Annotated in this window: 19 protein-coding genes and 1 pseudogene; 14 read left to right on the top strand and 6 right to left on the bottom strand. The window is 31.0% G+C overall.

Features of this window, described 5'->3' with window-relative positions; genetic code table 11:
• Positions 1-9 precede the first annotated feature (9 nt).
• The 3 genes from ACQKP0_RS14905 to ACQKP0_RS14895 are packed head-to-tail and all read left to right on the top strand — an operon-like array spanning position 10 to position 2,592.
• Positions 10-1,077, top strand: coding sequence for a beta-ketoacyl synthase N-terminal-like domain-containing protein (locus tag ACQKP0_RS14905; RefSeq protein WP_427406647.1), 1,068 nt, complete (start codon positions 10-12; stop codon positions 1,075-1,077).
• Between the two features lie 18 nt (positions 1,078-1,095).
• Complete coding sequence (locus tag ACQKP0_RS14900) at positions 1,096-1,359, top strand: acyl carrier protein (RefSeq protein ID WP_427406646.1); 264 nt, start codon at positions 1,096-1,098, stop codon at positions 1,357-1,359.
• 42 nt (positions 1,360-1,401) lie between these two features.
• A complete protein-coding gene (locus ACQKP0_RS14895) occupies positions 1,402-2,592 on the top strand; it encodes a beta-ketoacyl-[acyl-carrier-protein] synthase family protein (protein ID WP_427406706.1) in 1,191 nt (396 codons plus the stop codon).
• Between the two features lie 428 nt (positions 2,593-3,020).
• Here ACQKP0_RS14895 and ACQKP0_RS14890 read toward each other — a convergent pair whose 3' ends face one another.
• Positions 3,021-3,362 (bottom strand): helix-turn-helix domain-containing protein, encoded by a 342-nt coding sequence (locus ACQKP0_RS14890; RefSeq protein WP_427406645.1) that lies wholly within the window; start codon positions 3,360-3,362, stop codon positions 3,021-3,023.
• A gap of 484 nt (positions 3,363-3,846) precedes the next feature.
• On the opposite strand from ACQKP0_RS14890, the gene ACQKP0_RS14885 reads away from it, so the two are divergent.
• The 7 genes from ACQKP0_RS14885 (at position 3,847) to ACQKP0_RS14855 (ending at position 9,666) form a co-directional block, all read left to right on the top strand.
• Positions 3,847-4,059: a hypothetical protein gene (locus ACQKP0_RS14885; protein ID WP_427406644.1), complete on the top strand. Its 213-nt coding sequence runs from the start codon at positions 3,847-3,849 to the stop codon at positions 4,057-4,059.
• A 295-nt stretch (positions 4,060-4,354) separates the two neighbouring features.
• Positions 4,355-5,443 carry a hypothetical protein gene (locus tag ACQKP0_RS14880; RefSeq protein WP_427406643.1) on the top strand — a complete coding sequence of 363 codons (1,089 nt, stop codon included), beginning with the start codon at positions 4,355-4,357 and terminating at the stop codon, positions 5,441-5,443.
• A gap of 128 nt (positions 5,444-5,571) precedes the next feature.
• Complete coding sequence (locus ACQKP0_RS14875) at positions 5,572-5,754, top strand: hypothetical protein (protein ID WP_427406642.1); 183 nt, start codon at positions 5,572-5,574, stop codon at positions 5,752-5,754.
• A 350-nt stretch (positions 5,755-6,104) separates the two neighbouring features.
• Complete coding sequence (locus tag ACQKP0_RS14870; protein ID WP_427406641.1) at positions 6,105-7,463, top strand: TniQ family protein; 1,359 nt, start codon at positions 6,105-6,107, stop codon at positions 7,461-7,463.
• A gap of 66 nt (positions 7,464-7,529) precedes the next feature.
• A complete protein-coding gene (locus ACQKP0_RS14865) occupies positions 7,530-8,279 on the top strand; it encodes a hypothetical protein (protein ID WP_427406640.1) in 750 nt (249 codons plus the stop codon).
• Positions 8,269-8,820 carry a hypothetical protein gene (locus tag ACQKP0_RS14860; RefSeq protein WP_427406639.1) on the top strand — a complete coding sequence of 184 codons (552 nt, stop codon included), beginning with the start codon at positions 8,269-8,271 and terminating at the stop codon, positions 8,818-8,820. Before ACQKP0_RS14865 ends, ACQKP0_RS14860 begins: the two co-directional genes overlap by 11 nt.
• Positions 8,821-9,276: 456 nt before the next feature.
• The gene (locus ACQKP0_RS14855) at positions 9,277-9,666 is read left to right on the top strand and encodes a LysR substrate-binding domain-containing protein (protein ID WP_427406638.1); all 390 of its coding nucleotides are present in this window, start codon (positions 9,277-9,279) and stop codon (positions 9,664-9,666) included.
• A gap of 218 nt (positions 9,667-9,884) precedes the next feature.
• Here the strand turns inward: ACQKP0_RS14855 and ACQKP0_RS14850 are convergent.
• Positions 9,885-10,190, bottom strand: a pseudogene (locus ACQKP0_RS14850) (transposase); the annotation flags it as partial.
• Between ACQKP0_RS14850 and ACQKP0_RS14845 the strand changes: the two are divergent.
• Complete coding sequence (locus ACQKP0_RS14845; protein WP_427406637.1) at positions 10,126-10,434, top strand: hypothetical protein; 309 nt, start codon at positions 10,126-10,128, stop codon at positions 10,432-10,434. The pseudogene ACQKP0_RS14850 and the gene ACQKP0_RS14845 sit on opposite strands and share 65 nt — an antisense overlap.
• A gap of 199 nt (positions 10,435-10,633) precedes the next feature.
• On the opposite strand, the gene ACQKP0_RS14840 is transcribed toward ACQKP0_RS14845, so the two are convergent.
• Positions 10,634-12,412 (bottom strand): hypothetical protein, encoded by a 1,779-nt coding sequence (locus ACQKP0_RS14840; RefSeq protein WP_427406636.1) that lies wholly within the window; start codon positions 12,410-12,412, stop codon positions 10,634-10,636.
• Between the two features lie 384 nt (positions 12,413-12,796).
• Here ACQKP0_RS14840 and ACQKP0_RS14835 point away from each other — a divergent pair, with 384 nt between their 5' ends.
• The 3 genes from ACQKP0_RS14835 (at position 12,797) to ACQKP0_RS14825 (ending at position 17,277) form a co-directional block, all read left to right on the top strand.
• A complete protein-coding gene (locus ACQKP0_RS14835) occupies positions 12,797-13,579 on the top strand; it encodes a protein NO VEIN domain-containing protein (RefSeq protein ID WP_427406635.1) in 783 nt (260 codons plus the stop codon).
• 1,692 nt (positions 13,580-15,271) lie between these two features.
• Entirely contained in the window at positions 15,272-15,655 is a 384-nt protein-coding gene (locus ACQKP0_RS14830; protein WP_427406634.1) for a hypothetical protein, read from the top strand.
• A gap of 140 nt (positions 15,656-15,795) precedes the next feature.
• Complete coding sequence (locus tag ACQKP0_RS14825) at positions 15,796-17,277, top strand: tyrosine-type recombinase/integrase (protein WP_427406633.1); 1,482 nt, start codon at positions 15,796-15,798, stop codon at positions 17,275-17,277.
• 30 nt (positions 17,278-17,307) lie between these two features.
• On the opposite strand, the gene ACQKP0_RS14820 is transcribed toward ACQKP0_RS14825, so the two are convergent.
• From ACQKP0_RS14820 to ACQKP0_RS14810, 3 genes are all read right to left on the bottom strand, one after another.
• On the bottom strand, positions 17,308-18,216 hold the full coding sequence (locus tag ACQKP0_RS14820; RefSeq protein WP_427406632.1) for a tyrosine-type recombinase/integrase: 909 nt from the start codon (positions 18,214-18,216) through the stop codon (positions 17,308-17,310).
• A 620-nt stretch (positions 18,217-18,836) separates the two neighbouring features.
• Entirely contained in the window at positions 18,837-19,274 is a 438-nt protein-coding gene (locus tag ACQKP0_RS14815; RefSeq protein ID WP_427406631.1) for a PH domain-containing protein, read from the bottom strand.
• Between the two features lie 218 nt (positions 19,275-19,492).
• A complete protein-coding gene (locus tag ACQKP0_RS14810; protein ID WP_427406630.1) occupies positions 19,493-19,960 on the bottom strand; it encodes a staygreen family protein in 468 nt (155 codons plus the stop codon).
• Positions 19,961-20,027 lie beyond the last annotated feature (67 nt).

Raw genomic sequence — 20,027 nt, 5'->3', positions numbered from 1 at the left:
TAAATATTTATGCGCGAAAAAGTAGTTGTTACTGGGATAAACACTCTTACAAATTTGGGCATGGGTATAAATAGCATAATAAATAGTTTAGATAATTGTCGGCTTGACACTAATAATTTTCCTTCTGGTAAATTAGAAAAAGAAATTGGTTATATTTTTAGATGTAAAGATGATTATTTTAAGGAAAAGATTCCGTTGAATGAAATTAGAAAAATCGATCGATTTACTGCAATGGTTATAGCTACTGTTGACCAGATATTATCCGAAAATGTTTATGACGAATATACAGGATTTATTTTAAACACGGAATTTGCTTCATGGTCATCAGTAAATGATTATATCCAAACATTAGAATACAAGGGCCCAAATTATATTAGTCCACGACTTTTTTCGAAAATTGTTCAGAATTATGCTCAGGGTAAAATATCTATATTATATCAATTGAAAGGTCCATCAACTACATTAACGGGTAATTCATCTGTTGCATATGGGTTTGACCTGATTCAAAGTAAGTTTACCGATCAATTGATTGTTTCTGGTGTAGAGGAAATAAATGAAGATTTGATTTTTGCAATTAATAAAGTTGAGAAATGTAAATATGCTGGAGAAGGGGCCGGAACACTATTAATTGAATCTGAGAATAGTGCAATAAAGAGGGATACGTATATTTATGCAGAAATTTTGGACTATAAAATAAAATTTTATTCTAATATTAAGACTGTAGATGAACGTAAATTATTTATCGTCGAAATGATAAAAGACCTTTTAAAAAAGAATAATATCAATTATCCTCCATCGGTAGTTATATATGGTGAAGGATATATGGATGAAAATAATTTAGAAATAAATGAAGTACTTAATATAATATTTGAAAAGGAAGTTAATAGTACCAAAATTTACTATCCTCAAAGAATTATAGGGGAAACATTTGGAGCAGCTCATTCTATATACTGTTCTATAGCATGTGAGATGCTTTCCAACACAATTGAAAAAAATTGTAGGAGTTACGCTATAGCTTGTAATGTGGAATTTAGTGGAAATATAATTCTTTTCCTATTAAAATCATATGTTTCTTAGTTTGAAGGAGGATTTCTAATGTTTAGTGAAAAAGATTTAGAAATTATGGTAAAAAAAATAATTATTGATACATTAAAATTAAATAATAATCTCGAAGAAATTCCGAGTAATGAGTCGTTGAAAGATAGTATTGGACTTGATTCTTTAGATATGATTGAAATTCAATTAGTATTGCAGGAAGAATTTAATATTGATATTACGGATGAAGATTTGAGTACTATGACTACTATAGAAAATATATGCAGTTACATTTTGGGTAAAAATAATATGCTCGTAAAATAGTAATTTAAAATAATATATTGAGGTGTGTGGACATTGAAACGGGTGGTAGTAACTGGTATAAGTGTTTTATCCTCCATAGGGAATAATAAAGAAGAGTTTATAAATGGTTTAAAACATGGAAAATGCGGAACAAAGCCCCTATCTGAAAGGATAGATCCTTGTTTATATAGTATAGATATTGCTTCATTAATTGAAGATGATTTTTATTTTAAACAAATATTAACTGAGAATCCTGTCGATTTTATCAATGGCATCTCTATCTCAATTGCAAAAGATGCAATAAAAGATAGCCGATTTTTTGAGAGTATGGACTTCAACAATATGGGTGTTGCCATAGCAACTTCTCAAGGAGCGAATGAACTGCGAAGGATTTTCTATCAGGAAGAAAAAGAGGGAAAAACCCCTAACTACCACCTTCTTTTCAATGCACCTAGTAGTCGTATAGCTGAAAGCATATGTAATAATTTAAAAATAAACGGTTCACATGCTACATTTGTAACTGCATGCGCAGCTGGTACAAATGCAATAGGGTATGCTTTTAACCAAATATGTACTAGTAGAATGAAGAGTGTACTAGTTGGGGGAGTTGATCTTTTTTCAACATTGTCATTTAGTGGATTCTCATCCTTAAAAGCTGTATCGAAGACGACTTGTAGACCTTTTGATGCAAACCGTTCAGGGCTTACATTAGGAGAAGCGGTGGCATTCTTGGTTTTGGAAGAGTTAGAACATGCACTTGATAGAAATGCACTTATATATGGTGAAATAGTAGGATATGGATTTAGTAATGATGCATATCATGAAACTGCTCCCGACCCAGATGGAGGGGGAGCAATAAGATCAATGAAAAATGCTTTATATAATGCAGGTATTTCCGCTTCAGATATTGAATATATTAATGCTCACGGGACTGGAACAATACAAAATGATATAATGGAAATAAAGGCAATTAAAAGTGTATTTAGAGAAAATCTCACAAGATTGCATGTTAGCTCATCAAAATCACAATTTGGACATACAATGGGGACGGCAGGCATTATTGAGGGAATTGTATGTCTTATTGCTCTTAATCAAGGGTTTATCCCTCCAACAATTAATTTAGAATCCTCTATTTGTGAAAACTTAGGTATTGTTAAAAATCACTCTATTGAGAAAGAATTTGAATATGCTCTATCTAATTCATTTGCATTTGGAGGAAATACAGCTTCAATTATTTTTAAAAGATACAAGTAAATATCGATATATTTATTCATACTTAGAAAGACTAAATCGTAAACACACAATAATAAAGGGCTTAAACGACCACCTGCTAAAGTGGGTGGATCTTGATATAAGTATATAGAAATAAATGTATGTGAAAAAAATCAACAATGAAACGATCCTATATTAGCAGATGTAAAAAAAGCATGATATGCGTTGGATAATATAAATTGGAATTAAAAATTGTAGATGTAAACGATACTTACTTTCGTTGCCATAAATCAGACTAAGATGCCCACTGGAAAATGACAAGGTTCAGAAATAGTCTAACTTAGTGGGCTTGAAGGTGCTTACTCTTGTTATTTTAGAGAGAAATTCATAGAAGATCTCAAAAGTGGTTTGGAGTGAATTTCTTCCGAACCACTTTTGTCGACAATCTTTAGCGATTAATCATTATTTGACTAATCGCTTTTTTTCTTAACAACATTCTTTGTAATTATTTCAAGAAAATTGTGTAATGCCTCTAATTCCTCATTGTTTAGATTACCTGCCGCTCTCATTACTTTATTTAGACTTATCACGTCACTAAAACTGTCTTTCTGAGAGAAGAACTGTTCTAATGTCATTCCAAATACATTACAAATATTAATTAAAATATCAACTGATACAGTTTGTTTGCCACGCTCTATTTGTGATAAGTATGGCTGAGATATTTGAATTTTTTGGGCAAGATCTACTGAAGTCATATTATTTTCTTTTCTAAGGAAGCGTATCCTGTTTCCGATGTCTTCTATACTAAACATATCTCTCCTCCTATCACAGTAGTTAATCTCAGACTACAATCCAATATTATTGGTAGGCAACATTTTTTTGATTTTATTATGAATAGTAATATTTATTAATGGTGATATTCAAGAAGATTGATTAATGATGCTCTTTACGTTGAACACGTCGATATTAAGGGGATCTCGTCTATATATAATCGTTTAGAGAACACCCAATTTCCCTATCACATGAAAAGAATGAACGTCAAGGACTAGTAGGTGAAATTCCTGACGATTGGAAAACGAGCTTCTTTGCAACTAATAAGTACAGTTATTTTTTGAAGGAAGCTATATTCATCGCTGACTAATAAATGTATTAAAATTCATTAAAAGGGGTCTTTAAGCAAAAAATTAGTCTCTACCTTGAAACAGTAGATGAATACATTTCGTTACTAATGGATTTTTTACCAAACCGATGCCTTAATTAACTTTATTAATATAATTAAGAAAGGAGAAAGAGTTAATGAAATTAGTATATTTTAATGACACCAGACGATTAGTAAAAATTCATCCTGCAACAAATATTCACGGTTGCAATGTAAAAAATGAACCTATTAAGCCTTTGGAAGAAAGATTATTTGAACTACCAGAAGGTACATTTCCGTGGATTAAAATGTGGGATAATGGGCAATTTGGGTTAAGTATCTTAGTTTCACCGAAGATTGTAAATAAATGATAGGGCGTGAATGTTTAAATGTAATAGTGCTTTAACAGCAAATTCAAATTGATGAACAAAATAATTAAATTCTATCAAATAAGAAAGGAGAATAATTATAGGAACTTATATTAGTTTGTCTATTTTACCAAGTAATATTTCATTTTCGACATGGGAGTGTGTTTATGCGGAGAGTTTAGAACTAGTAAAGGCTTTTCCTTTTGCACATATAGGAAAAAGGGAATTTTTTGGATATGAAGTACCTGTCTATGTTCAAGCCATTGAGAATCCTGAACTGGAAAATTACTGGACATTAATGGGTGACTTACACAGCAAGCGATATGGGGAGACTTTTAGGCTGTATAGAGATTTTAATAAATATCAGAATTCTAAAGGATCAAAAGAAGCGAATGAAATTTTATTGGAAGAAGATCGCCAAAAATTGGTAGAGGTCTTTGATGCTAAAACTCAGGGATTTGATTACCACATTTACATATTAGCAATTGCTATGTTAATTGAAAGTCGTTTCCCTAACAGTGCGCTTGTAAGTGGAGATATAGATTATGCTCAATGTATTAAAGCGAAAGAGTGGGCTGATAAGTATCTGGATTTACCAATTAAACTGCCAGTAAGAGTGCAGTGGGACAAATTACTTTTGCGAATTCCAAATCGGAATAATGAATTAGAACAGATTCATTTCTTAGAAAAATGGCTTATCTCAGACTCGGAGGAACTGCTCAAGATAATTTATACCAATTTTTCTAGAAAAACCTTTCTACATTGGTTTTCTTACAAGTTGCAATCTTTTTCCTCCCCTAAGCAGTTGGGGGCTTTAAAATTGTTGATCTATTACTTAAATGTTATATGTGATGTGAATAACTTATTATTAATGGTTTGTATCGATGAAAATGGACCAAAATTCTCACCTTTTGAGATTATGAAGGCGTTAGCTCGAACATGGATTTTCTTACCAAGGGAAAAATTTTCTTACCTAAAACTCTTTGATAAAATTGCTGGGAATCCGCAAATTATCGAGAGGCAATTTGGGGAAATTATTCTTGATATGAAGTTTGCTGGTAGAGAAATAAAATCATATATTCCACTACAAGAGGTCATGAAAAGTTTAGTTTATTATTTTCCAGAGTTAGAAAGTCAGATTGAAACTACTTTACTAAAGGAAATGTCCAGAATTGAAGAAGAATTATTGATGTTCTTTAATCAGATTCGATCTACTATTGAGCTGCCCAATGTATCTACTATAGATAGAAAATATTTAGCTGATGAGGATGCATTCTTATACTTCGATAATGATTCAGTTATCCTAAGTGAAGAACAAGATCTGCTTTTAAAGGGTATTGCATACAGCATTAAAATTTTTTTTACAAAGAAGGAAATGGAATTTTAAAGCAGTTCTTTTATGGGGCCATAAGAAATTTAAAGCGCATCTTAGTAGTATTCTATATCGAAAAATACAATCAAATCTTAACAGAGCATGCTTGGGAATGGATATATATAACAGAAGATTCACGTTTAGTGAAAGTTTTGTTAGCAAAATTAATCATTGATGATGCAATGGGATTAAAACACCAAAAAGCTCAATCAGATATTCGAAAAGCAATGCTTGAGAACAAAACATTAACGCAGACAATTGCCGATTATATGGATAATGTGGAGATAATGAAACAGGTGGAGAAATATTTAGAATCTGATGATTAATTTTGCTAAAGAAACAGGTAATCCTGTGAGGGAATGCAATTTTTGTCTGTGATGTCCCCATTTATTTATAACGGAAACTATACCTAAAATAATTTCGCTAAATTAATTTAAACTACCATAAATCGGATAGAGGATTGGTGAATGTGGGATATATTTCAATTTCCCCACCTTCTTTTTATATGAAGTCTATTTCGCTGAATCATTAGAACAAGTAAAACAAAAAATTGGAGAGTAGTGTATAACACAAAAAGAAATTAATGAAGATCGTGATTTCGAAATAATAGAAATTACAGTATTCGAATGGAAACTAGATAAAAATAATAGCAGTGTCAAGGAAAAAGGTGATTACTATGACCAATAAATTAAGTGAAAGAAGTATCTTGTACAATTTAAAACCTGTCGGTATGGGTAGTAAATATGTGGAAAGCCTAACAAGCTATTTATTGAGGATTGCATATGAACATAATTTTACTATTGGAGATTTAATGAAAAATTTAATAGCTCCTCAAATTAAGAAAAAATATTTAATTAGAAGTGCTACATATGGAGGTAATCGTTTTTATGAGGGGGCCAAGACAATTAATGGTTTTATGGAAAATTCGAATGATTTAGTGAAAGTAATAGAGACATTAACATCCAGGAGTGATTTATCCAATCTGACCTTAAATAAATGGAAAGATTTTATTCCGTTAAGAAATCTTTTAAAGGAATCTCTTTCTTGGTGTCCGGAGTGTATTCAAAGCTGGCAATCCGGTTCGAAAGTTTACTATCCTCTTATTTGGTATATAAGACCAGTAAATATTTGCATAGAACATAATTGCTATCTTTTAGAAGAGTGTCCAGTTTGTGAAAAAAAAGTTGATATACTACGGAGGCAAATGTTGTCCGGATTTTGTCCTAATTGTTTTGCTTCATTATCTGTAACTGCAAGTAATGCAAAACCTGATTCCCCTGAATTAAAGTGGCAAAAGTTTGTTATTCAAAATATTGAAGATATATTAACAATGGATAACACTAGTCCCATTATACAAAGTTATAGAGGTCAAATATTAAATAGATTAAATATAATTTATGATGAAAATTTTTCAGGAAACATATCAAACTTCTCCAAGTTCCTTAACATACCGAAAAGCACTTTGCGATGCTGGTTATCCAATAAAAAATTCCCCACCACCATAATTGAAATGAAGTATTCCACCGTGGCATGGATTCTAGAAAAAGCAGATGATCCATTGGATAATTTGGAGGAAGGCCAAGATAATATTTGGAGAGAAAACATGACTTATAAAAGTCAAATAGGAAAAGAAAACAATGAAGAACGCTATAAAATTGGGAAAGAAGCAAGTGGTATAATAAAGGATATTGAAAAGATGAATAATTCAGTAATTCAGAATGTTTCAAATAGACATCATATATTAGCACTCGTTTCGCCACATAAACCAATCCCAGAAAAATATAAAGGATTATTCTATGGTGTTTCGGTAGGTACTTTTAAACTTATAAATAAATGTCTAGAGAAAAAACAGAATTTGGAGAATGGAGCAACTATATTTAAAAAAACTCTACAAGTATTGGAAAAACAATTGACAGTAGTTAACGACACATTTTTTAACATCAATCCACTTGAAAGTTGTTTAATAAATATTGGGACGATTGGAGAAGCATGTGATGTCCCAATAGACCTTTATTTCTTTGTAATAAGCTTTTAATCTCTAATAATAATAAAAAATGGATGTAATTTAAGACTAATTTATAGCTTCAAAGGGAGGATTAAAATGGAGTATCAATTTGAGGTTACGTTTCGAATAGGAAAAGATAATTCTACAAAAGATGTTAAAGAAATAAACATTACCGATAAAATAATTAATATGTTTGGTTCCTTGTATGGAGAAAGTCAAATAATAGATCTAGGCAATCATTTTAACTTGTATCACCAATACGGAAAACATAAATGGCATCTTAGTAAGGGGGGGAAAACTGCCGTACCAAAATCTTTTCCAAAGCACATATCAATAAATTTAGAAAAAAAACCTGGTACTTCAGTTTCAGGAAACTTTGGAGAAGTTCTTACAATTTTTATTCTTAAAAAGTTATTTCTTCCAAAGAAATTAACTATCTGTCACTTAACTTCCAATCGGACATGCCCGGATTTAATACTAGATTCTAGCGTAATTGATACTTATTGGTCTAGTAAGGCGCCAAAATATTCCTTACCGCCCTTACCACATATTTTATTGGGAGAATGTAAGAATACAAAGTTTCCCGAGGCTTTAAATCAATTGGCATCAATTTGGTATGAGATGGGACCTCCACCTAGTAATCCATTATTTGGGTTTGGGATAATATCTAACTTAAAATATAGGACTGTCCCACCAAAGATTACATTTAGTATAATTTCTCCAGCAAATGACACAGCTTTATATAATAAATTAGATGATGTAGCTAATGGTAGGGTAAAGACAACACCAACTATTAAAAGTATGAAACTTGATGACTTCAAAGGAGGTTTATTATATGGCATCTAAAGACCCTTTGAAAGATTTTATAAGTATTATGGACCAAATTGAATTATCTTTATGGCTTGGTAATTATGAAGATTGGAAACAATATATAAAAACCCTTTTAAAGGAATTAAAAGAACAATATCAATCAACTGGTTCTGAATATAATCCAGCGAAGTTGTTCATTCCTGATTTAATAGACCAATTAAAATTATCAAATATTAAAAATCTAAAAGATATGAATTGTAATAGCTTTACTAAAGACTTGCGACCAAATGTACATAAAATAGTATATACTTTAATTCATATTGGAAGTAATACGTACGAATTTAGAGGGAAAATATATTCTCAAATAGAGCATTTAGAAGGGGACACTTCCTTTGAAATTAATGTTAATGACAGTTCTAATAACTTTTTTGGAATTATTTTATATTCAATGATTGATAATCTTGTTCACGGTAAAATAATGACAAAAGAGGAATCCCTTAAAGAAGAACAACTTGTAGAAATAGGAAATATTATTTTAAATCTAGTGTTTGATAAATTGTCTAATATTGAAAGTTAACTTTATTTTATAGTCTATTTTGAAGTAAAGCTTTGGCTCTGTTAAAGAACTATGTTGATATTTGCCCACCTGTACAGTTGGTGTTAAAACTCATTCAAAATTAAGAATGTATGTACGGTGGGTCCTATGAGTATCAAAGACTTTCTTAATTTGTCTTTAAATAAAAAGACATCTAGACATTCCTCTATTTCTTAAAAAAATTCTAGGTTTTATACTTAATTCTTTACACAATAAAAATTGTGTTTACAGTTGGGATTCCTTTTCCTCATTCTATCAAAGAAATAAAAACATTTTCTAATCCACAATGAAATCCCAATTCTGCTTGTTAAGAACGATTATTCTTTCAATGACTTTTTAAAACATCTCCAAGATTATTTTCAATAGCAAGAAGTATTGCGTTTTGAAAGTTTATTATTACAAAATTTGAAGTTGGTTAAAGTAATGCCGAGGATATGATTGGATAAGGAACTTTGGACTGAGAAAAGAATTCTGGTCTGGGAGAGGGATTCCAAAAAATGTGCTAGAGGTAAGGTGGATATATCAATTGATAATTGTCATATTGATCATATTAAATCTGGTATATTTGAAGATATGGAGATTTCTCCTAAAATCACATTTGAAGGAGACGAAGCAGATACTGTAGTAGGTCTTGTTGCTGCAGGTTTGGGAATATCTATTTTACCGAATATGAAGGGGATTGACCAAAGTAAAATATCTCAATTAAGTATCGATTCGCCCCAATCTCGTAGGACTATTGGACTTGCTGAAGTTCAAGGAAGATATTTATCACCAGCAACATGGCAATTTAAACAATTTGTTTTTGACTACTTTTGTAAATCAGAATAAATGTTATTCTTCAGCAAAAGGGGGCTTTACTTCAATAGGGGTAAGGCATTTTTCTTGTTCAACTCCCTTAGTTTAATACGATTTTCTCTCGAATACTCGCTTATTCGCAGGATTTCATAACCCTTGATATAAAGTTAACGATTAAATGAAATGAGTTCAGATCTATATTAGATATTTCTATTCTAAATGGGACGTTTAATCTTTGATTCTGTAAGTTATTAGGCTGCCAACGGTGATAATGGTTGAATTTTATCAGGACAATAGGATTCATTACGGCGAGATATGCCTACAAAAATTCTAGCCAACTTGCCAATTAACTTCATAATTGATTTCATTTTCTTCATTTTTTTCACTTTAACATTATGAGAATATAATGCTTGAAATTCTGGGTTATTCATCACAAGACACATTGTCGCTAAATAAAGGAATCTCCTTAGTCTTGAACGTCCACGCTTAGAAATGACAATTTGGCCTTTCCACTTACCTGAACTTGCTTCAGCTAAATGCAAGCCTGCATGGCGAAGGGATCCTGAACAATACTTAGAAATTGTTCTTTGTCACGAGTTTGGTCATGTTATAGACAAAGATTTTACAGATGGATTTTATAAAAAAATTAGGGGAATTAAAGAAAAGTTGAATAATGAAATAGATAACCTCGAATCTCGAAATAATGGTAAACCTAAAGAAGAAAAAATAAAAGAGATTAATAAGATTCTAAAAGAATTAAGGGAAGTGAATACCCGGCTGAGCAAAGAGCATGTCAATTAGGGGAGAAATTCATCTCGAAACATTTGATAGATGATTACAAAAAACGTAGTACAGAACTTTTACAAATTTACCATACTTCATATAACTTTGAAGAAGACAACTTTTAATAAGTTGTCTTCTTATAGAATCACAAGAGTGAATATATTTTCTTTGTGTATACTGCATTTTTAAATCCTATCAGTTCACTATATCACTAGTCTCAAAATAAATTTTCTATACAGTAGGGACAAATATTCTGTTCCCAAAGTTTTTGGAAAGTATTAATGTTTACTATGCGCTTGCAGTTTTTGCAATTGATACTTTCGCCTTCTGAGAGACTTATCTGTTCATAAATTTCTTGAGGTGAATAAATATACCGTCTAACCTTGTCGTGAATAGGAGCATATTCTAACCAAAAGTTAAATTGATTTTCATTTTTATGTAGAGAATAAGTGCAAGAGTAATCTATTGCATATATATTAAGGCGTTTTTCATCATCACCGACTTTATTTGAAACATCTTTTTTTCTCATATGTATTAACCTTTGATAAAACAGTTCTGAGAATTCAGGGGTATTTAAAAGTTCTATGTTTTCTTTTGTAATCTCAATAGCGAAATGACTGGATTTCTTTAGTCTACAGAAATCTTCAATATTTTTTAATACGATATTTACCTTATTATTGAATTTAATGTTATTCCTTTTGGTTTGTCCATGAGACTTTATAGCAGTTTCTATCATTCCTTTACTTATATATTGAAAGGGTCTTCCTGGTGTTAATACATCGGTTCTATATGAGATGTATTGGTCAATACATTCACTAAGCATAAGTCCAAAATCTCGACTGTTTCCCATAGAAGCAATTACTAGTTCTTTAAAATTCTCCTCATTTCGAAACAAGGTACTATAATCAACTTGATACGAAGATAAATATTTTGATAATCGCTTATCTACTAAATCCTTAAAATAATTCAAACATCTACTGCTTTCATGATTTGAGTCCTCATAAATTAAAGAGGTATCGAGATTAATAGGATGGGGTAAATCTGCACCTTGAACTAGTTGGTGTAAATTTCCACGGCCAGGTACAAAAGCAATCCAAAAATATATTGGTGATCCATTTATTTTATCAATGAAGTTAGCTGTGTATTCTTGAATAATATTGTCTTTATATATCTTTTCCCATTCGTCTACATAAAAGACAATTGAATTAAGTGATAATTTATTTAAAAGAATGACAAGATTATCTTTCACACTAGATAAATTCAAATATGATAAGTAATCATTATTTTTTAACAATTTTTCAGATGACTCTTCTATTTGTTTACCTAGTATCTCACTCGATAAACTCAGCTCTTTTCCCTTTATACTTCCATTAACTTTACTACAAAGTTCATTAATTTCCTTTTGGTAGTTCTCAAGTGATAAACTTCCGGTACTAATTTCAAATATTTTTTCGTTACCTAATCGACTTATATTTTTAAAATCAATTATTGTAATTAATGCGTCTGTTAATGCTTTAATTGTTTCGCGATCATCCTTATTAAAGAGCAATTTTAATTCTTGGAAAATATTTTCTGCTTTCATGCTTTTTAATAAACGGAGAATTTGAAATTGAATCTGTTCATAAATGTGAATGCTAAAGATCCGATTAAACATTTCGGCATTTATATTTTCAGGGAAAGATATATTTTTTAGATTAATATATATAGATAAGGTTTTATGTTCATTAATTGTACTATTAAGCTTATCATTCGATAATAATAAAAGATGTGTTTTACCTGTACCTCTTTCACCATTTATAATTCCACTTGAATTTTTTGATTTTTCTATAAGAGTGTTCAAAAATTGATTGTTATCTACATGTAAGTCTTGTAAATCTGTTATTATCTTTTTACTATTATGATCACCAAAATTAATTTCGTCTTTTAAGTTGGTAAATGCACTTTTGATAGTTGCTATAAACTTAGGATCGTCAATAAAATCATTAAGCTGAGCCATAGAGCAATCTCCTTATATTTTTATATTTAAATTATAAGGAAATTATGGTAGATTGTATATGTATTTTAATATTTAGGGGATTTTAACTACAGAACTAGGCTAGATGCAACCTTTAGGTACAACAAATAATATAACAAAGATAAAGGAAAGAAAAATAATTGGTTAATAGAAAGAAAAATTTTTATATCAAAAATCTCATTTTGATCCATTCCGTTGAACTATTCTGAAAGGTTTGTTGCGTAGTACATCGATACTGGTAATATCAAAAAATTTAATACGCACATATTTTGCTGTAGTGCTTAATTTGAATTACGATTCAGAAGAACTAGACAAAATTGATTACAACTAGTTCTATAATATCGATAATAATACTTTAATCCACAAATGGATGAAATATATAATTCTGTTGACTTTGATGTTGGGCAATATATTGCAAATAAATTCCCTGCGTTTACAATGGTTAGTGCTGGAATAGATATAGATGAAGTGTATAACGAAAACTTTGGTAAATTGAGTAGGGAGATTCATTATTCAAATTTCAATGACTTTGTTGACGAACATTTTGAGATAAAATCGTTAGTTTATTTCCTGAATGATGAGTACGTGAACTATATCAAAAAACAATTTGAAAAAAATCAAGATAGAAATAGAACAGACAATTCAATAACTACATTAGTTACACCTACTTCAGATAGTGAACCAACTCTTTCGAAAGCGGTTGTACATCCAATTCATCCTATAGAAAAAACGAATCAACCTACACAAATTAAACCGCAAACAAGGTCCTCGATAGATAGAAGTGAGGTTACAAAGAGTAAAAATGGTAAATATGCTGAAAGGTTAGTGCGTAACAAACTAAAAGACATATATGATACATTAAGATGGACATCGGAAAATTCGGAAATTCCAGCTGAGAGGAATCAATCTTCTATATATGATATGGAATATCAAAGAGATGGAAAGAATGTTTATGTTGAAGTCAAAGCTGCAGTTAATAATTTCTATATGTCATCCGCTGAGTACCATTTTGCACACGAACACGCGGAATCGTATGAGATATATTTAGTCGATTTGGGAAAAGAGCATATTGATGGACCACATATCATTTATGAATTTGAGGCATCAAAAACTGCAACTCAGTATAGATTTGCTTATAATATGCAGTAATTTTTATTTTTTTAGGAGTATAGATATAGGGTAGTTAACTAATATAACGAACCAACTCATATCCATTTAACCAATTTAAAGATGAATGAGGATGAAGAATTAAGAGTGTTAGAACATTGTGGTGGGGTTAGTAAACTTGCGGTAGTGTTAATTCTTATAATAGAAATATCTGATAATATTAATTTATCTAACAATCAAGAACAATGAAATACAAAGAGGTGTCCTAAAGACTACTGGGGATACCTCTTTTATTATAATAAATGCTTCTAAATAGGTTAAACCCAAATAAATTACTTTTTGTCTAATTTATTTAGTCTATTCTAGATGGTCTAAAATAGACCACTGCTAAAAGATGTTAACTTATTATTGTTACCCGCACCTGTGATTATGATGCGTTAAGTTTTTTCTAGTCTATTTCTCAGAAAAGCTTGGATAGGATTTAAAGTAGAGATAAAGGAATGGCTGTGAGGCTATGTGTTTAAATAGAAGCGGGTTCTTAATTTCAAACTTAATTTTCACTAAAGAGCTTATAATTGAGTACCTGTTTAGATAGGAAAAACATACATTGAGTTGAATTACTCTTTACAAAGATTGCACTGTTTGTAATTTGAATTTTGTTGATCTTATACAGGTTTTGGCCACTTTGGTAAAACACTATGAAAACTTTTCTTTAATAATAATTCTTTCCTATAAAAGAATTTTGGTATTAAATTTTCACAATTAGTTACATACATATCCTTTAAAAATTTTTATATTAAAATCGGAAACACCGATGCGATGGGAATGTTTTTTTTACATAATAAATATTACTAACCTTAGCGGCTATGTTCTTGACTATTGAGGGTGTAGTTACTAATGAGCCTGAAGAACAAAGGCTGCATGTCAAATTGAGTGGCATGGAGTCCATGATGTAAGTGTAAAGAGAGCTATTTATAAAAGTCGAACATAGTACATCTATCTTCTTGATTGTCATAATTGCATTCATTGAGTCACTGCAAAGCGGTGGCGAAAATTGTTTTAATATATAATTAATTTGAGTGTTGTGTTACCATCCGTTATTTGGCGATAACAATTTGACATTATGCTGGTGTTGACACTTTTTATTGGAGATCCTAAATAAAGGAGTTATGAATAATGATAACACTCCAAATCCGAAAGTTTAGCTAGTATTGATATAAATCTTAACGAATTTGATGATAAGGCTTTTTTATAAAGAAATTTTTTTAATTATTGTCTTTCCACAGGCGTATCCCAATTGTAAAAGTGTATACGAAGACTGTAATTGTTCGATATACTTAGATAATAAAAACATCAGTATGGATATGGATAACGTAGAGTTAATAGGGTGTTTTTGGACAAATCGGAATTCAAGTGTAAAAAAAATAGTTTAAAACGGGTAATATCTATGCTATTATGATTATTATTTGATTAACTATTATTAGTTGAAATGTATCTATTAGTTGTTGTATTATTATATTAACTTAATAATCTCTTGATTGCATTTTATGCACTTTGGGTCAGAAGCACTGGACAGAGTGGATTGTTTACACAATCCGTCTGTCCTTTTTTATTTGTCTTTTTAGCTTAAAGGCAAAAAAAATGAATATTTCTAAAAGGTTTTTAAATTTATTATGGTGCGATGGTAATTTAAAAATGTAATTCGGGGGAAAAACATAAGAGGGAGCAATTGTATTGACAAAATTACTACAAAATAGAGAACTAAGTAATCATTCACAGTTTGATCATTCAACACTCTTACAAGAAGTTCTAGAACTTATCAAAAAGAATCAAAGCTGCTCTATGGACCAGATCAATTCTTTTGAGTGGGCGGTTAGTGGATTTATCGATTTTTTAAAGAATAATAGGGTAGAACCTAGTATTAGCAATATCAATGTAAGACTAAGTACGCGTTGGTTAGATTCATTAGAGAATGAGGAACAACATCAAGGGACGATTATCATGAAAATAATGGTCATCACTTCCTTCTTCACACATTTAAACCATCTAGGAATGATCTCATTTAACCCATTTTTAGAGTGCTATAAACATATAAACCATTCCATTAATCATTTATAAAATCTTGTGCATATAACTAACAGGCGTAATTTGGTTATAGAAGACACGATTTTATTAAAATCGGAATGTTTGTATATAGAGACTAGAAGACTTAGCAATAACGTGATAATAATCGAAACCAGTATAAAGGGGAAATAAAAATGGATGTACAATTAACAAACCAAAAAAATGCTACAATACAAGGTAAAATTAAGGACCGTATTAATGGTAAATCTACTATACGTGCCGCTTATGAAACCATGCAAGGTACTCGCTCATGGTCAAAAAACACCCTGTCTTCCTACAACAATAATATTTCAATACTGGAAGACTTTATGCTTGAAAACAAAATTGATCCGATCATCGAAAACATTGATTTTGAATTTGTAGTCCAGTGGATCAAGTACTTACGTGAGAAAAAACATGATAAATCAAAAACCATTAAGAACCGAATCGCAACCATGTCATCGATTTTTTCCTTTTTCAAAAATAATGGAGTCTTGGGGGCTAACCCATTTTTAGCGATTAAGGTTCAAGTGACAGATGTTGGGTATCATTCTCGAGTGCTAAGCTTTACAGAGGTCGTTGAAATTTATTCAGTCGTGAAGACAGATCCAGAACTCATGATGATGGAAATACCCATTCACCTAGATTTATTTACAGGATTAAGGAATGTGACATTGAGTAAATTAACCGCGAATTCGATTTCAAATGTAGAAAAAGGACTTCGATATGGAGATTTAGAAGGAGAAGAAGAGGAGGGCAGTGATCAAGAAATTGAATTAAATACGTCAAAATACAAAAAAGGTTTTATTCCATTACCTCCAATTCTTCTTAAAAGAGTAAATCAATATAAAGAAGATATGAAATTAAAAGGGGAGGATGCATTATTATATGGACTTCATGGGAAAGCATTGGCGAATAAGCAATTTAATCATATGGTAAAGAAACTATGCGATGTGCTGCAATGGGAGGATGAAAAGAAAATTACTCCTTATGCCTTCCGTTACACGTTTTCGACCATGTTAGGGGAAATGGGGGTTTCTGATGATGCCATTCGTTATGGTTTAGGTCACAGCATTGAAGCATCAAAAGGAACTTTAACTAGATATGTTCGCTTGGAAACCAGATACATAAAGGAATTACGAATTGCCCAAAACATTTTGGAAGAAGTTCTAGAAACACTTTTTATGCTCCAAGAGCATCATCTGATGAATGTTGATATAGAACAAATATATCAGGAATTACCGGATCTTTATAAACGAGCATTCAAGAATGAACAAAGCATTACACAGTTCAAAAACTATTTAATTGAGTTGGCACATAAGAATAAACAAATGGAATTGATCAACTTGAATGGTCAATCCACCATGCAACAAGGCAGTTTCCAAGATACACAAGCGTTTCAACAAACGAATCCATATATAATTCAATCAGGTGGGCAGGTCCCAAACATGTACATGCAACAAGCGGATCCTAACATAATTGGAATGATGATGCAACAACTATATCAAATGATGAAGAGGAACATGAATCCACAACCACAAGGTATGTTCCATTCGGATGGACCATTTAGTCAGGCATCCGCTATCCATCCATCTATGCAAACTTATCCTAATTTTCCACCTGGACGTAACCTTTGAGGAAAAAAGCTCCCATTACGGGAGCTTACTTTACTTATCTAAATGAAAACTATGGATGGCCTTCCGTTTTTGTTCAAAATCTACATGAGTGTAAATAGAAGTGGTTGCCAAACTTTCGTGTCCCAACAACTCTTGAAGCGTCCGAATATCCACATTCTCTTTGTTTTCTTGAAGAAGGAGGGTCGCAAATGTATGTCTCATATGATGAAGAGAAAACCGTTTAGGTGGAAGTCCTGATTTTTCAATTGTGTCCTTAAAAATACTATGGAGACCACGACCATTTAGTTTTTCTCCGTATTTATTTCGAAAAACCGGCTCTTCCGGATGGATTTGATAAGCTAATAAACTGCCTCGATAATCGATAAACAGCTTGTGGACCATTGGATGGAGGGGAAGGAGGCGTTCTTTTTTTCCTTTCCCAAATACTTTTACGGTCATATTGTCTAGATTCACTTGCTGCCAAGTGAGATCCACCAACTCTTGTCGTCTCATGCCTGTACTTGGCAGGAGTTTAAACATCAAATGATTTCTTAAGGCGAATCGACCTTGATCTTGCTCAAGAAAGCGAAAAAGCATCTGAAGTTCCGAAAGAGTCATGTAAACAGGGAGCTTATTATCATGTTTCGGTAATTCGATTCCAGCCATAAAATCGACTGTTATGAAGCGTTCTTTTAAGCAATATCTCGATAGTGATTTTAGGCACGAAATCTTTCTGGCCATTGTCCGTGGCTTCAACTCGTATTTGAGCACCATTTCTTGAATGTACCGTCTTACAGTAGAAGGAATTAAGTCTTCGAGTTGTAGCGAACGGTTATGACGAATTAAAAAGTCTTGTAGTGTTTTCAGGTCATATTCATAACTAATCAAGGTATTTTGAGAGTAGTTTCGCTCGACCTGTAAGTATAATAAAAATTCATCCATTGCTTGTGTTAGTAGCATGTTAAAGCCTCCTAGTTGAAATTAAAATAATAAACAAAGTAGAAATTATAGTTCAAATTTGATGAACTATGGGTTAAGCCAATTAACATAACTACCCGAAAGGAGACAATATTATGAGGAACTTAAGGGAACGAAGTTCCATATATCAATTATTATGGGGAGTTACAGAGGAAACGTCAGTTATGACGATAATTTTTATCTAGTTTACATAATATATATTATAGGAAGTTGAGTTTTAAAATTTAATTTAGTCTCATAACCAAAGAATACTTGTTTCATTGAGACGAAATAGATTTTTCATTAAAATAAAGTTATTTTCAAGCCGTTAGTTTTTTAGTAACATTCTGGATCTGGCTGTTCTGGAATTTTGTTAATCATAATAGTTTTTAACTATTTATGTATTAATTATTGATTAGAATCTAAATGATCATGTTTTTGATCGATCTTTTTGGTTTTATTCTATTTCTAGTTTACATAATAACTTATCCAATTAAATTTAGTTATGTAATTTAATTTTGTTTTTACCAATAAAATACCTGTATTTAATGCGCATATTATCTATATTTTGTATAGAAAATTTTGTACACATTAAATACAGGTTTATTTATTAATAATATTAATTAACAAAGGATAACTTCTACATCAATTTCTGGATTAACTTCTTTTAGCTTTTTAATAAATTGCGATTGATCTTTCGGTGAAATGATTACTGTATACCACTTGTTATACTGTATCTCAATTCGATCCATTGATAATGCAGGACTTGAAATAATGCTTTTGGTACTATTTATCGATTTAATTGCTTTTATATCAATATTTGCATATTTAAATGGTCCGGCAATAATTTTTAAATTTCCGTTATTAGTAATCTCATAATAGGTGTTTGTCCATAACCAAATAATTAAAACGAAAGAAATTAAAACTATAACAAGACCTAACAATGTATCTGAATCATGAATTCCTTGGATAAGCAAAAAAATCATTGTACTGAACAATATAATTATAAGACTCCACATACTAATTGATATGATAGGTCCTTTTTTAGAATAGAAACGCATAACCTCTTACTCCCCCACTTTAAAATCTCTATATGTATACTTACGAATGAGATGATAATTAGTTTCAAATTGGAAAAAAGTATTAAATGAAAAATTTAAACAATGATGCTGATTCTGATTCTGTTTCCATAAAGAACTCGCTTTACAAATACAATGCAGATAATTTTCAACAATAGCTACTAACAAATCCATAAAAAAAACACAGTTTTTCACCTGTGTTAAATATTTACCGATTCATTTATCAAATATTTTCTTGCTGAACCCATGTATAGCGATCGATAGAATTCGGGAATATTTGATTCGAATTCTATGTGTATTGGGGCATCTAAAAGCAATGAATGGTACTGAAGAAATTGTTTGTCCCCATTAATCATCAATCTAAGTAGGTTTGGCAGATCTTTTTGATAAATCATATAACGAATTTGAGCAAGTTTATCGTCACTCTCTTCATAATTTATATTGATTTTACCTAAAAGAATATATTCCCCCATTTTTGTAGTCCATTCAGCTTGAATTACGTCGAAAAAACTATTCTTGGAAGTTAGTGAAGGTTGGTGTGTCCCAATTGATAAATACCATGTACCAGACGCTTCACAATGTGTTAAAAAGTATTTTCTACCTTCCAAAGGGTTTAAAGATGTTGCTGGAGGAATAATTCTTACTGAAAATTTGTCAAATTGATCCATGGTAAGCATCTCCTCTTGTAACTATGCTTACCATATTGTATGATACTCGCCTAGAAAGAGTTCCCGA

The sequence above is a fragment of the Heyndrickxia sp. NPDC080065 genome, from assembly GCF_050281185.1.
GTDB lineage: Bacteria > Bacillota > Bacilli > Bacillales > Bacillaceae_C > Heyndrickxia.
This window is presented reverse-complemented; position numbering and strand designations above follow the sequence as displayed.

Excerpts from the sequence above, each read along its gene's own strand:
- ACQKP0_RS14815 (WP_427406631.1), bottom strand. The coding sequence starts at position 19,274 with ATGCGTTTCTATTCTAAAAAAGGACCTATCATATCAATTAGTATGTGG.
- ACQKP0_RS14835 (WP_427406635.1), top strand. The coding sequence starts at position 12,797 with ATGGATGAAATATATAATTCTGTTGACTTTGATGTTGGGCAATATATT.
- ACQKP0_RS14810 (WP_427406630.1), bottom strand. The coding sequence starts at position 19,960 with ATGGATCAATTTGACAAATTTTCAGTAAGAATTATTCCTCCAGCAACA.
- ACQKP0_RS14880 (WP_427406643.1), top strand. The coding sequence starts at position 4,355 with ATGGGTGACTTACACAGCAAGCGATATGGGGAGACTTTTAGGCTGTAT.
- ACQKP0_RS14890 (WP_427406645.1), bottom strand. The coding sequence starts at position 3,362 with ATGTTTAGTATAGAAGACATCGGAAACAGGATACGCTTCCTTAGAAAA.
- ACQKP0_RS14860 (WP_427406639.1), top strand. The coding sequence starts at position 8,269 with ATGGCATCTAAAGACCCTTTGAAAGATTTTATAAGTATTATGGACCAA.
- ACQKP0_RS14840 (WP_427406636.1), bottom strand. The coding sequence starts at position 12,412 with ATGGCTCAGCTTAATGATTTTATTGACGATCCTAAGTTTATAGCAACT.
- ACQKP0_RS14905 (WP_427406647.1), top strand. The coding sequence starts at position 10 with ATGCGCGAAAAAGTAGTTGTTACTGGGATAAACACTCTTACAAATTTG.
- ACQKP0_RS14820 (WP_427406632.1), bottom strand. The coding sequence starts at position 18,216 with ATGCTACTAACACAAGCAATGGATGAATTTTTATTATACTTACAGGTC.
- ACQKP0_RS14865 (WP_427406640.1), top strand. The coding sequence starts at position 7,530 with ATGGAGTATCAATTTGAGGTTACGTTTCGAATAGGAAAAGATAATTCT.
- ACQKP0_RS14900 (WP_427406646.1), top strand. The coding sequence starts at position 1,096 with ATGTTTAGTGAAAAAGATTTAGAAATTATGGTAAAAAAAATAATTATT.
- ACQKP0_RS14845 (WP_427406637.1), top strand. The coding sequence starts at position 10,126 with ATGACAATTTGGCCTTTCCACTTACCTGAACTTGCTTCAGCTAAATGC.
- ACQKP0_RS14825 (WP_427406633.1), top strand. The coding sequence starts at position 15,796 with ATGGATGTACAATTAACAAACCAAAAAAATGCTACAATACAAGGTAAA.
- ACQKP0_RS14870 (WP_427406641.1), top strand. The coding sequence starts at position 6,105 with ATGACCAATAAATTAAGTGAAAGAAGTATCTTGTACAATTTAAAACCT.
- ACQKP0_RS14885 (WP_427406644.1), top strand. The coding sequence starts at position 3,847 with ATGAAATTAGTATATTTTAATGACACCAGACGATTAGTAAAAATTCAT.